The sequence below is a fragment of the Streptomyces sp. NPDC046712 genome (genome assembly GCF_040645695.1).
Taxonomy (GTDB): Bacteria; Actinomycetota; Actinomycetes; order Streptomycetales; family Streptomycetaceae; genus Streptomyces.
In genome coordinates this window covers 182,128-194,672 of the sequence record NZ_JBEYYW010000009.1, presented here as the reverse complement: position 1 = coordinate 194,672, position 12,545 = coordinate 182,128, and the positions used below count along the sequence as shown (strand labels likewise).

The 12,545-nt window shown below is 70.2% G+C and carries 13 protein-coding genes; 6 read left to right on the top strand and 7 right to left on the bottom strand.

The genetic code is table 11. The features are described 5' to 3' along the window. The first annotated feature begins 4 nt into the window (after positions 1 to 4). From ABZ939_RS14855 to ABZ939_RS14840, 4 genes are all read left to right on the top strand, one after another. Positions 5 to 652, top strand: coding sequence for a 4Fe-4S dicluster domain-containing protein (locus tag ABZ939_RS14855; RefSeq protein ID WP_361853698.1), 648 nt, complete (start codon positions 5 to 7; stop codon positions 650 to 652). Beyond that, positions 649 to 1,305: a Rieske (2Fe-2S) protein gene (locus ABZ939_RS14850; RefSeq protein ID WP_361853695.1), complete on the top strand. Its 657-nt coding sequence runs from the start codon at positions 649 to 651 to the stop codon at positions 1,303 to 1,305. Before ABZ939_RS14855 ends, ABZ939_RS14850 begins: the two co-directional genes overlap by 4 nt. Positions 1,306 to 1,433: 128 nt before the next feature. Continuing rightward, the gene (locus ABZ939_RS14845; RefSeq protein ID WP_361853928.1) at positions 1,434 to 1,814 is read left to right on the top strand and encodes a hypothetical protein; all 381 of its coding nucleotides are present in this window, start codon (positions 1,434 to 1,436) and stop codon (positions 1,812 to 1,814) included. A 42-nt stretch (positions 1,815 to 1,856) separates the two neighbouring features. Beyond that, complete coding sequence (locus tag ABZ939_RS14840; RefSeq protein ID WP_361853692.1) at positions 1,857 to 2,078, top strand: hypothetical protein; 222 nt, start codon at positions 1,857 to 1,859, stop codon at positions 2,076 to 2,078. A gap of 19 nt (positions 2,079 to 2,097) precedes the next feature. Here ABZ939_RS14840 and mscL read toward each other — a convergent pair whose 3' ends face one another. The 6 genes from mscL to ABZ939_RS14810 form a co-directional block, all read right to left on the bottom strand. After that, on the bottom strand, positions 2,098 to 2,592 hold the full coding sequence (gene mscL, locus ABZ939_RS14835) for a large conductance mechanosensitive channel protein MscL (protein ID WP_361853689.1): 495 nt from the start codon (positions 2,590 to 2,592) through the stop codon (positions 2,098 to 2,100). Positions 2,593 to 2,703: 111 nt separating this feature from the next. Then, positions 2,704 to 3,228: a hypothetical protein gene (locus ABZ939_RS14830; protein ID WP_361853687.1), complete on the bottom strand. Its 525-nt coding sequence runs from the start codon at positions 3,226 to 3,228 to the stop codon at positions 2,704 to 2,706. Positions 3,229 to 3,410: 182 nt separating this feature from the next. Beyond that, positions 3,411 to 4,262 carry an S-methyl-5'-thioadenosine phosphorylase gene (locus ABZ939_RS14825; RefSeq protein WP_361853684.1) on the bottom strand — a complete coding sequence of 284 codons (852 nt, stop codon included), beginning with the start codon at positions 4,260 to 4,262 and terminating at the stop codon, positions 3,411 to 3,413. 134 nt (positions 4,263 to 4,396) lie between these two features. After that, positions 4,397 to 4,726, bottom strand: coding sequence for an FmdB family zinc ribbon protein (locus ABZ939_RS14820; RefSeq protein ID WP_361853681.1), 330 nt, complete (start codon positions 4,724 to 4,726; stop codon positions 4,397 to 4,399). 68 nt (positions 4,727 to 4,794) lie between these two features. Continuing rightward, on the bottom strand, positions 4,795 to 6,018 hold the full coding sequence (locus ABZ939_RS14815; RefSeq protein ID WP_361853926.1) for an MFS transporter: 1,224 nt from the start codon (positions 6,016 to 6,018) through the stop codon (positions 4,795 to 4,797). A gap of 370 nt (positions 6,019 to 6,388) precedes the next feature. Continuing rightward, entirely contained in the window at positions 6,389 to 7,906 is a 1,518-nt protein-coding gene (locus ABZ939_RS14810) for a potassium/proton antiporter (RefSeq protein WP_361853678.1), read from the bottom strand. Positions 7,907 to 8,176: 270 nt separating this feature from the next. Between ABZ939_RS14810 and ABZ939_RS14805 the strand changes: the two genes are divergently transcribed. After that, positions 8,177 to 10,915, top strand: coding sequence for a penicillin acylase family protein (locus ABZ939_RS14805; RefSeq protein ID WP_361853675.1), 2,739 nt, complete (start codon positions 8,177 to 8,179; stop codon positions 10,913 to 10,915). A 13-nt stretch (positions 10,916 to 10,928) separates the two neighbouring features. Here the strand turns inward: ABZ939_RS14805 and ABZ939_RS14800 are convergent, their stop codons facing one another. Beyond that, the gene (locus ABZ939_RS14800; protein WP_361853924.1) at positions 10,929 to 11,522 is read right to left on the bottom strand and encodes a 5-formyltetrahydrofolate cyclo-ligase; all 594 of its coding nucleotides are present in this window, start codon (positions 11,520 to 11,522) and stop codon (positions 10,929 to 10,931) included. Positions 11,523 to 11,625: 103 nt separating this feature from the next. Here ABZ939_RS14800 and galU point away from each other — a divergent pair, with 103 nt between their 5' ends. Further along, entirely contained in the window at positions 11,626 to 12,528 is a 903-nt protein-coding gene (gene galU / locus ABZ939_RS14795) for a UTP--glucose-1-phosphate uridylyltransferase GalU (protein ID WP_361853672.1), read from the top strand. Positions 12,529 to 12,545: the final 17 nt, after the last annotated feature.

The following is a 12,545-nucleotide window of genomic DNA, read 5'->3' as shown; positions in this document are numbered from 1 at the left end:
GCTCATGATGGGCCGCACGATCTTCATCGACCCAGGGCGCTGCATCGGATGCCAGGCGTGTGTCTCGGCCTGCCGCGAGTGCGACTCGCACCGGGGCAAGTCGATGATCCACCTCGACTACCCCGACGAGGGCCACTCCGTCGCCTCCCTCCCGACCGTCTGCATGCACTGCGAGGACCCGGTCGCCCCGTGCGCCGAGGTCTGCCCCGCCGACGCGATCCTCGTCACCGCCGACGGCGTGGTGCAGCAGGCGGACACCACCCGCTGCATCGGCTGTGCCAACTGCGTCAACGCCTGCCCCTTCGGTGTCCCGAAGATCGACCTCCAGGCGAAGCTGCAGATGAAGTGCAACCTCTGCTACGACCGCACCGCCTACGGGCTCGCCCCGATGTGCGCCACGGTCTGCCCCACCGGCGCCCTCTTCTACGGAACCCTCGAAGAGCTCCAGGCCGAACGGCCCGAAGTCCAGGTCGCCGACTCCTTCACCTTCGGCTCCACCACCGTCTCCACCGGAGTGGCGATGGTCGTTCCCGCCGACAAGGTCCAATGGCCGGTCCCCGGCGGGCTCCCCGTCGTCGAGATCAATGGGATGGACGTGAGCGAAGCGAACTCGAACAAGGGTGGCGGCGGGCGACGGGAGGGCGTCCGATGAGTGTCACCGAGCAGCCACCCACCAACGGCCCTGGAGCGGCCGATGCCGCCCAGGAAGCGCTGCACGACCGCATCGCGGCCGACTCGCTGACCACCCGGCGCGACTATCTGCGGATCGTCGCCACCGTCTCCGGCGGCCTGGCCGTCGGCGGCATCGGCGTCGCCTCGGGCATCCTGCACCGCCACGGCGACGCGGACGGGGCGCCCCAGCCGAAGAAGATCGCCGACCAGTTGCTGCCCGGCGACTCCCTCGCCTTCCGGTATCCCGAGCAGGAGGACCGGGCGGTCGCCGTCCGGCTGGAGGACGGCACCCTCGCCGGCTACTCGGCCGTCTGCACCCATCTCGCCTGCGCCGTGTTGTGGCGCAAGGACCGGGGCAGCGAGGGCGAGCTGTACTGCCCCTGCCACGAAGGAGTCTTCGACGCACGTACGGGAGAGGTGACCGCGGGGCCGCCGCCCCGGGCGCTGCCGAAGGTGCTCCTGGTGGAGGAGGCCGACGGCAGCGTCTGGGCCGTCGGCACCACGCGCTCCGGAGAGAGCGTCCAGGAGGGCCTGTGCCGCCAGCTCGGTGAGGAACGACCGGACCTGGCCGAGCGCCTCGACTGCCCGGGACTCGCGGCGCGCGGCGCGGGGAAGAGGAGCGAGCGGACATGACCGACACCCCGTTCCCGAGGGACCCGGAAGCCCCGCCCCGCGGACCCGCCACCCCCATGACCCCCACTACCCCCATGACCCCCACTACCCCCATGACCCCCACTACCCCCATGACCCCCGCCACCCCCATGACCCCCACTACCCCCGAGGCCCCTGTGCCGCCCCGCCCCGCGTACACGCCCGGCAGCGCGCAGCCCCGCCTGAACCGCCCCGTCCGCGAGCGATATCCGCAGATCCGGCCGACCAGCGGTTACGGCGACCCCCGGATCCGCCACACCGGGCCCGGCCCGGGCGCCGGCACCGAGCAGGAGCCCGAGCGCTCGTCGAAACTGAGCGCGCGTCTCGCCCTGGCCCTCACGGTCGTCATCGGCCAGCTGTGGGGTCTGACGATCGTCGTCGACGAGTGGATGGCGGGCGACACCGGCACGGCCTGGTGGGGTGCCGGCTTCCTCGTCCTGTCGTTCCTCGTCGTCCTGGGCCTGTGGCTGATCGACCCGAAAGACCGCTGATCGACGCGGTACGAGGCCGAATTCCCGGCGTACCCTGGAGGTATGAGCACCGCCCCCGCCCACGGACCGCGAGACGCGAAGCAGCCCGGCGCACAGCCCAACCCCGAGAACACCACGAAGCCGAAGCTGATCTTCGACGATCCACTGGACCAGCAATCCGCGGACGATACGGACCGCGGGTGGGGCGAGCGGCCTCCCGGCGGTAGTGACAGCGCCGCCGATCTCGCGCGCTTCCTCGAAGAGAAGCCGCCGCACCACCTCTGACGCCGGTGCGAGTCGCCGGCTAGGGGGTGGGGTGCGTCCCGGCCCCGGTCCTGACGCCCGAGCTCGGGCCGCGCTGAGTGATCAGGTGGTCGCGAATCTCCTTGAGGACCTCCAGCTCGCTGACCTCCATCGTCTCCTGGACGCCCTCCTGCGCCCGGTCGTGGGCCGCCCGCTTGGCCAGGATCTTGGCCATCGGCAGGACCATCAGGAAGTAGACGACGGCCGCCGTGATCAGGAAGCTCAGAACGGAGCTGAGGACGAGGCCCCACTGGATCTCGATGCCCTGCATCTCGCCGTTCACGATCTGGCAGGGGTCCCTGAGGCAGGACTTGTAGCTCTCCAGGTCCTTCGTGCCGAAGGCGCCGACGAGCGGGTTGATGACACCCTTGACGACCGAGTTCACGATGTTGGTGAAGGCGGCACCGATGACGACCGCCACCGCCAGGTCGATCACATTGCCGCGCATGAGGAAGGCTTTGAAGCCCGCCAGCACGCTCTCCTTCTTGTCGCTCACCAAGGTGCCTTTCGTCGCGTGTGCAGTTGGCGCAGCCATTAGGCCGTGAACGGCGCAGGGGCGTCCAATCCGTACACACGGAACGGTTACTTGACAGGCAGTCCGTGCGAATCAGCACAGTGTCACCGCCAGTCGGGAGGTGACCCCCGCGCCTGCCAGAGCCGTCGCCGTCGACCGTGGAACGGACAGGACGATCAGTGCCCCGCCGTCCGGACGAGTCTCGCCCGTGCGCGGAACTTCGGCCACCCGGGCGCCCGTAGCGACCACTCGGGCCGCATCGTCCTCGCCCATCGGTGAGTTGGGGGCGGCGATCACGTCGACCCGGTCGCCGGGGCGCAGCAGCCGCACGGTCGCCGCGTCCGCGATCCGTACCGGAGCCGACACCAGCCGAACCGCGGCCGGCCGGCGCTGCTCCTTCACCGCCTGGCGCGTCGGCGGATCGGCGGACACCTCGCCACCGCCCGCCACCGCCAGCGCGGCCGCACTCATCGCGAGGATCGCGGCCGGTGTCCGCCGCCGGCGCCGCAGCGCCCGTCGCAGCCGCTGCCGCCCGCCCCGTACCCGCAGCGGCTCGAACCGCGGAACACCACACGTCTCGGGAACGGGGGAGCGGTCGAGAGGAGGAGAGGTCGTCATCGTGTGAACCGCCTGTCGGGAGTCGCGTACCGTCCCCCGGACCGTCCGGAGAACCGCTCCCACTCTCCCGGCCCGGCGAACATCCCGCTCCCGCCTGTGGATCACCCACCGCCTGTGGACAACTCCCTCACCCACCGGGGGGATTCACGGCGCTCCACGGACTCACGGCACTTCGCCGCGACCTACGGCAACTCGATCCCCAGGTCCCACCCGTCGTGCGCATGCGTGCACAGGCAGTCCCGGTCGGCGGTGTCCGGCAGAGCCCCGACCGCGTCGAAGACGACCTCGCGCAGCCGCCCGACGTTCTCGCCGAACACCCTCAGCACCTCCGTGTGAGAGACCCCCTCGCCCGTCTCCGCGCCCGCGTCCAGGTCCGTGACCAGCGCCAGCGAGGTGTAGCAGAGCCCCAGCTCCCGGGCGAGGACGGCCTCCGGGTGCCCGGTCATCCCCACCACCGACCACCCGGCCGCCGCGTGCCAGCGCGACTCCGCACGGGTCGAGAACCTCGGTCCCTCGACGACGACCATCGTGCCGCCGTCCACCGGGTCCCAGCCCTTCCCCCGGGCCGCCTTCAGGGCCACCCGCCGCCCGTCCGGGCAGTACGGGTCGGCGAAAGTGGTGTGCACGACGTTCGGCACCGCCCCGCCCCAGGCCTCCGGCAGCGGCTCCCCGTCGAAGTACGTCTGTGCCCGCGTCTTCGTCCGGTCCACCAGCTGATCCGGTACGACGAGCGTCCCGGGACCGTACTCCTCCCGCAGCCCGCCCACCGCGCACGGCCCGAGCACCTGCCGTACGCCCAGCGAGCGCAGCGCCCAGAGGTTGGCGCGGTAGTTGATCCGGTGCGGCGGCACGGTGTGGCCGCGGCCGTGCCGGGGCAGGAACGCGACCTGCCGGCCGGCGACCTCGCCGACGAAGAGCGAGTCGCTGGGGCTGCCGTACGGGGTGTCCACGGACACCTCCGTCACGTCCTCCAGGAAGGAGTAGAACCCCGAGCCGCCGATCACACCGATGTCCGCGTACGCATTGGTCGCCATGCCGGTCAGATTAACTGCCCACGCAACGCCGAAAGCCCTGCCTCGCGCAGCGCCGTAGGCCCTGCCGCGCGCAACGCCGAAAGCCCCACCGCGCACAGCGGCAGGGCTTCCGTAAGAACCTGGGCGTTACTCGATCAGGCGGCGGAGCTGGACGAGCTGGAGCTCGTCGAGGCCGTGGACGTCGAGCTCGTCGAAGCGGCAGGCTTCGAGTCCGAGGAGGACGTGGACGACGTGGAAGAAGTCGTGGAGGACTTCGACGACGACGCGGGCGAGCTGCTGGACGACGAGCCGCGGCTGTCGTTCCGGTAGAAACCGGAACCCTTGAAGACGATGCCGACCGCCGAGAACACCTTCTTCAGGCGTCCCTTGCAGCTGGGGCATTCGGTCAGCGCGTCATCGGTGAACTTCTGCACCGCCTCGAGGCCCTCGCCGCACTCGGTGCACTGGTACTGGTAGGTCGGCACTTGTCTTCCTCCTGGCACTCACACTCGTGGAGTGCTAACGACGATCCATAGTGACGTATTCCGCGGGATCAGTCCACCGTCACCGGCACTCGGTGACCGATACCACGTGCCGCGACCCGACCCGACGCCCGGGGCGCCAGTCGCGAGCGCAGCGTGAGCAGCGTGGCCAGCGCGAGCGCCGTACCCACCAGCGGCACCAGGAATCCGGTGCTCGCGCCGTGCTCGTCGGCGAGCCGGCCCGCGACCGTCACGGCCGCCGCCTGCCCCAGGGCCACCGCGCCGGTGAGCCAGGTGAAGGCCTCGGTACGGGCGGAGGCCGGGACCAGGGTCTCGACGATGGTGTAGCCGGTGATCAGGGCCGGTGCGATGCACAGACCCACGATCAGGCCGAGGGCGCCGAGCAGCAGCACGGAGTGCGCGGACCAGAGCAGCGAGGCGGCCACGGTCAGTCCGGCGTAGCCCAGGATCAGGCGTCGGCGCGGGCCGATCTTCCAGGCGATGGCGCCGCACGCGATGCCCGCGAGCATGTTGCCCGCGGCGAAGATCCCGTAGAGCAGACCGTTGGCGCCGGGGTTGCCGATCTCCTCGGAGAACGCGGTCAGCGAGACCTGCATACCGCCGAAGACCGAGCCGATGCCCAGGAAGGCGATGGCCAGGACCCGCACGCCGGGGATCGAAAGGGCGGAGACGCGCGGCTCGCTCGAGGCCGCGGCGATGAGCCCGTGGGCCGGCTGGGTGCCCCGCTGGGCGGCGAAGAAGAGGCCGCCGAAGAGCGTGAGCGCCGCCTCGGCGATCAGGCCGGCCGCCGGGTGCACGCCGGTGCACAGCGCGGTGGCGAGCACCGGACCGACGACGAACGTGAACTCGTCCGTGACCGACTCGAAGGCCGCGGCCGTCGGCATCAGCGGCGAGTTCTCCAGCTTCGCCGCCCAGCGGGCGCGGACCATCGGCCCGATCTGCGGGACGGAGGCGCCGGCCGGTATGGCGGCGAGGAACAGGGCCCACATCGGGGCGCCCGCCAGGGCGAGCACCACCAGCAGGGAGACCGCGGCGGTGTGGATGAGCACGCCGGGGACCAGGACGGCGCGCTGGCCGAAGCGGTCGGCGAGCTTGCCGCTCTGCGGGGCGAACATCGCCATGGAGACGCCGGTGACGGCGGCGACCGCGCCCGCGCTGCCGTACGAGCCGGTGGTGTGCTGGACGAGCAGGACGATGCCGATCGTCAGCATCGCGAACGGCTGCCGGGCGGCGAAGCCGGGCAGCAGGAAGGACAGGGCTCCGGGGGTGCGCAGGAGCTGTCCGTAACCGGCCCGCTTGCTCGGCTTGGCGGCCGTGTCGGCCTTCGCGGCCGTGTCGGCCTGGCCGGTCGTGCCCGACGTCGTGGCAGGCGTGTCAGAAGTGACCGTGGACACCACGGTCCTTGCCTTTCTGCCGCCTGGTAGCGCGCCCGTGCACGGTGGTGCGGGTGCTGCCGAGAGCTGTCCTCATGCGCGGAACTGCGGTAGATACCGGGCCCCACTGCGGAGGGCGTCACGGCCGCCATACGGTCGCGCCAGCTCTGCGTCAGGCAGAGTTGGTTCGATCAAGTGTGCCTTCATGGTACAGGGAAAGGGCGTCTTCCCGCCTGGGAAAACGCCCGTCCGCCCGAAACTATGCCTGTGATTAACCGGACGTTCGCTTTCCACCCGGCAGATGCGGCCAATGCATGTGCCCCTTGTGCTCGGAAACGGCCGTCGCGCCGCCCGTCCCGAGCCACCCGGCCAGCTTTCCGCCCTGCCCGACGGCCCGCAGCCGCCGCTCGGTGGCGTCCCGTACCGGATCGGTCGCGACGACGAGCAGTTCGTCCCCGTGCCGCAGCACGGTCGCCGGACCGGGCACGAAGCTCTTCTCCTCCCGTACGACGAGGGTGACCGCGGCTCCGGGCGGGAGGCGCAGCTCCGCGACCTCCACGCCGTGCATCCTCGAGCCTTCCGGGATGGCGACGGAGAGCAGATGTCCGCGCAGCCGCTCCAGCGGTGCGGACTCGACGCCCAGGTCGGCGGCCTCCGAGGAGTCGCCCAGCTTCAGCGCCTTCGCCAGCCAGGGCAGCGTCGGCCCCTGTACCAGCGTGTAGACCACGACGAGGACGAAGACGATGTTGAAGACCCGCTCGCTGCCCTCGATCCCGGAGACCATCGGGATCGTGGCGAGAATGATGGGTACGGCTCCGCGCAGGCCGGCCCAGGACATCAGGGCCTGCTCCTGCCAGGGGATACGGAACGGCAGCAGGCTGACGAAGACCTCCGTGGGCCGCGCCACGACCGTCAGGACCAGGCCGATGACGACCGCCGGCCAGAAGTCGTCGACCAGCTTGGTCGGGGTCACCAGCAGGCCGAGCAGCACGAACATGCCGATCTGGGCGATCCAGCCGAGCCCTTCCGCGAAACCGCGGTTGGCGGGGGCGTGCGGCAGCTTGGCGTTGCCGAGGACCATCGCGGCCAGATAGACGGCGAGGAAGCCGGAGCCGTGGGCCAGGGCGCCCGCCGCGTAGGCGACCACCGCGATGGCCATGACGGCGATCGGGTAGAGGCCGGAGGCGGGCAGGGCGACGTGCCGCAGGCCGAAGGAGCCGAGGAAGCCGACCAGGAGGCCGACGCTGGCGCCGATGGCGAGTTCCAGGGCGATCTTGCCGACCAGGACGTACCAGCTGTCGACGGGGCCGACCGCCGAGAAGGCGACGACGAGGATGACGACCGGGGCGTCGTTGAAGCCGGACTCGGCCTCCAGGACGCCGGTCACCCGGGAGGGCAGCGGCACCTTGCGCAGGACGGAGAAGACGGCGGCGGCGTCCGTCGAGGAGACGACCGCGCCGATGATCAGCGCCTGCCGCCAGTCCAGGCCGACCAGATAGTGGGCGGCCGCGGCCGTGATGCCCACGCTCACCGCGACGCCGACGGTCGACAGCACGACCGCCGCGGGCAACGCGGGTTTGATCTCCTTCCACTTCGTGCCCAGGCCACCTTCGGCGAGGATCACGACGAGTGCGGCATAGCCGATCACCTGGGTCAGTTCGGCGTTGTCGAAGGCGACGTTGCCGATCCCGTCCTGCCCGATGGCGACCCCGATCCCGAGATACAGCAGCAGGCTGGGGAGCCCGCTCCGGGAGGAGATCCGCACCGCCGCGACAGCGATGAGCAGCACGAGCGAGCAGATGAGCAGGAGTTCATTGAGCTGGTGGACAGTCAGTGGCCGATCCTTCCCCTCGCGTGCAGCCGGATCGTTCCTCCAGCAGCCGGTACTTCGTTACCTTACCTAATCTTTAACGCTTTCTTGACGCCCTTTTGCATCTCCCTCGGTATCGCCTCGATCACCAGTGCGGTCTGCTTACCGGCACCGCGTCCGGGCCGCTCGGACGCTGCGCCTAAGGTTGCTCCCGTACTCCAGGACCACCCTGCCCCTCGAAGGACAGAGATGCCCTCCAACACGACCGCGCCTCCCGCCAAGAAGAAGGGGCGACGCGCCCGCCTGATCGTCCTCGTCCTGGTCCTCGCACTGGTGGCGGGCATGGGATACGGCGGGTACTGGGGCGTCAGCACCGTTCGCGGCTCGTTCCCGCAGACCACGGGCGAGCTCCGCCTCGACAAGCTCTCCGGCCAGGTCGAGGTCAAGCGCGACGCCTACGGGGTGCCGCAGATCTACGCCGACACCGAGGCCGACCTCTTCCGTGCCCAGGGCTTCGTCCAGGCCCAGGACCGCTTCTACGAGATGGACGTCCGCCGTCACATGACGTCGGGCCGGCTGTCCGAGATGTTCGGCAAGGACCAGGTCGACACCGACGCCTTCCTGCGCACCCTGGGTTGGCGCCAGGTTGCCCAGGAGGAGTACGACAAGGTCCTCTCGGAGGAGACGAAGAAGAACCTCCAGGCCTACGCGGAGGGCGTCAACGCCTATCTCAAGGACCGGGACGCCTCGGACATCTCGGTCGAGTACGCGGCGCTGGCCTTCTCCAACGACTACGAGATCGAGCCCTGGACCCCCGTCGACTCGGTGGCCTGGCTCAAGGCGATGGCCTGGGACCTGCGCGGCAACATGCAGGACGAGATCGACCGTTCCCTGATGACGAGTCGGCTGAGCGCCGCGCAGATCAAGCAGCTCTACCCGGCGTACCCGTACGACCTGCACCAGCCGATCGTCGAGGGCACGGGCAAGGGCGCCACCGGCTCGACCGACGGCACCGGCACGGACGGCTCGACCGACGGCACCGGCACCAACGGCTCGACCGACGGCAGTGCGGACGGCGCGCTGCAGGGGACGCAGTCCCAGCTCGGCGCGCTCTCCGACGCGCTCGACAAGATCCCCGCGCTGCTCGGCCCCAACGGCAACGGCATCGGCTCGAACTCCTGGGTCGTCTCCGGCAAGTACACGACCTCCGGCAAGCCGCTGCTCGCCAACGACCCGCACCTCGCGCCGATGCTGCCGTCCCTCTGGTACCAGATGGGCCTGCACTGCCGCTCCGTCTCGGCCACCTGCCGCTACGACGTCGCCGGCTACACCTTCTCCGGCACGCCCGGCGTGATCATCGGCCACAACGACACCATCGCCTGGGGTCTCACCAACCTCGGCGCGGACGTCACCGACCTCTACCTGGAGAAGGTCGGGAACACGGGCTACCTCGTCGACGGCCGGGTCAAGCCGTTCGCGATCCGCGAGGAGATCATCAAGATCGCGGGCGGCGGCAGCCGGAAGATCACGATCCGCTCCACCGGCAACGGCCCCCTCGTCTCCGACCGCTCCTCGGAACTGGAGCACGTCGGCCAGAAGGCCCCCGTCGGCAACGCCGCCCCCGACCGGGGCACCGGCTACGCCGTCTCCCTCCGGTGGACGGCCCTGCAGCCCGGCAAGTCCATGGACGCCATCTTCGAGCTCAACCGCGCCCAGAACTTCAAGCAGTTCCGCGCCGCGGCCAAGAACTTCGAGGTCCCCTCCCAGAACCTGATCTACGCCGACGCCGAGAACATCGGCTACCAGGCACCCGGCAAGATCCCGGTCCGCGCCAAGGGCCACAACGGCACCGTGCCCGCGCCCGGCTGGGACTCCGCGTACCGGTGGAAGGGCTACATCCCGTACGACGAGCTGCCGTACGAGGAGAACCCCGACCGCGGTTACATCGTCACCGCCAACCAGGCCGTCGTCGACGCCGACAAGTACCCCTACCTCCTGACGGAGGACTGGGGATACGGCTCGCGCAGCCAGCGGATCAACGACCTCATCGAGTCGAAGACCAAGGACGGCGGGAAGATCTCGCCCGACGACATGCGGACCATGCAGATGGACAACCGCAGCGAGATCGCGACCCTCCTCAACCCGCTCCTGCTGAAGATCGACATCTCGGACCCCTACGTCCGCGAGGCGCAGAAGCTGCTCGAGGGCTGGGACTACACCCAGGAGCCCGACTCGGCCGCCGCCGCGTACTTCAACGCGGTCTGGCGCAACGTCCTCAAGCTCGCCTTCGGCGACAAGCTGCCCAAGGAGCTGCGGGCCGAGGGCGACTGCATCAGCGTCCGCCCGGCCGACTCCACCGGACTGCCGGTGGACGAGCAGAACAAGCGGGTACGGGAGTGCGGCGAGCGCGACGCCGACTCGGCGCAGCCCGACGGCGGCGACCGCTGGTACGAGGTGGTCCGCCCGCTCCTCAAGCAGGAGAACAGCGACTGGTGGAAGACCGAGGCCAACCGCACGAACCAGGCCACCGAGAACCGTGATCAGCTGCTCGCCCGGGCCATGGAGGACGCCCGCTGGGAGCTGACCGCCAAGCTCGGCAAGGACGTCTCCACCTGGAGCTGGGGCCGACTGCACCAGCTGACCCTGCAGAACCAGACCCTCGGCACCGCCGGACCGGGCTTCATCCAGTCCATGCTCAACCGCGGCCCCTGGAACCTGGGCGGCGGAGAGGCGGCGGTGAACGCGACCGGCTGGAACGCGGCCGGCGGCTACGAGGTCATCTGGGTCCCGTCGATGCGGATGGTCGTCAACGTCGGCGACTGGGACAGGTCCCGCTGGATCAACCTGTCCGGCGCCTCCGGCCACGCGTACCACTCGCACTACACCGACCAGACCGACGCCTGGGCGAAGGGCGAGCTGCTCGACTGGTCCTTCGGCAAGGCGGCGGTCGAAGCCTCGACGAAGGAGACGCTGGTCCTCAAGCCATAGGGCTCGACAAGCCCTAAGGCCTGAAGTGCCTGACCCCCTCCGGGGTCACCACCGCGTGCACGGGGTGGTCGTGCGGTTCCTCCGGGACCCGGGCGACCACCTCGTTCGCGTAGAGGAGGACCACCAGGGACGGCTGGGCGTCCGCCCGGGCCAGCCGGGCGAGCACCCGGTCGTACGAGCCGCCGCCCCGGCCCAGGCGCATCCCGCGCTCGTCGACCGCGAGGCCGGGCAGCAGCACCACGTCGGCCTCGCACACGGCCTCCGGACCGAGCCGCGGCCCCGTCGGCTCCAGCAGGCCCCGGCCGGCCTTCGCCAGGCTGCCCGCACCCTCGTACACCGCCCAGTCGAGATCGTTGTCGGGCAGCAGCACCGGCAGCAGGACGCGGACGCCCCGCGCCCGCAGCACGTCGAGCAACGCGCGCGTGCCCGGCTCGCGTCCCACCGACACGTACGCGGCCACGGTCGACGCCTCCGCCAGCGCGGCCAGCTCCAGAGCACCCCGGGCGAACAGCTCCCCGGTGGATTCGAGAACATGGGTGGGCAGCTGGGCACGGGCAGCCAGAAGCCGGCGGCGCAATGCGGCCTTTTCGACCATGTCGGCCGTCACCGGGGACTCACGTGAACTCACGAAACCTCTCGTAACTGTCGTATCCGCAGGAAGCCAATGGGACGCCCATCTTCCTCTCATATCGAACGGCTATCATGCGCGCATGACTCAGTCCCCTCCCAGGATCAGCAAGGCTGTCATCCCGGCCGCCGGTCTCGGTACGCGCTTCCTTCCGGCCACCAAAGCCACGCCGAAGGAAATGCTCCCGGTCGTCGACAAGCCCGCGATCCAGTACGTCGTCGAGGAAGCGGCCGCCGCCGGCCTCTCCGACGTCCTCATGATCACCGGTCGTAACAAGCGTCCCCTCGAGGACCACTTCGACCGGAACTATGAGCTGGAGGAGGCACTCGTCCGCAAGGGCGACGCGGAGCGCCTCTCCAAGGTGCAGGAGTCCAACGACCTCGCGACGATGCACTACGTGCGCCAGGGCGACCCGCGCGGTCTCGGCCACGCCGTGCTCTGCGCCGCGCCGCACGTCGGCGACCAGCCCTTCGCCGTGCTGCTCGGCGACGACCTGATCGACCCGCGCGACCCGCTGCTCGCCCGCATGGTGGAGGTGCAGGAGCGTGAAGGCGGCAGCGTCATCGCGCTGATGGAGGTCGAGCCCTCCCAGATCCACCTCTACGGCAGCGCCGCGGTCGAGGCGACGATCGACTCGGACGTCGTGAAGGTGACGGATCTGGTCGAGAAGCCGGCGCCGGAAGAGGCGCCCAGCAACTACGCGATCATCGGCCGATACGTCCTGGATCCCGCGATCTTCGGGATACTGCGCGAGACCGAGCCGGGCCGCGGCGGCGAGATCCAGCTGACCGACGCCCTGCAGAAGCTCGCCAAGGACGAGACGGTCGGCGGCCCGGTCCACGGCGTGGTCTTCAAGGGCCGGCGCTATGACACCGGTGACCGCGGGGACTATCTGCGTGCCATTGTCAGACTCGCGTGCGAACGTGAAGACCTGGGCCCGGACTTCCGGACCTGGCTCCGTAGTTACGTCACCGAGGAGTTGTAGCACCTTGAGCAGCAGTG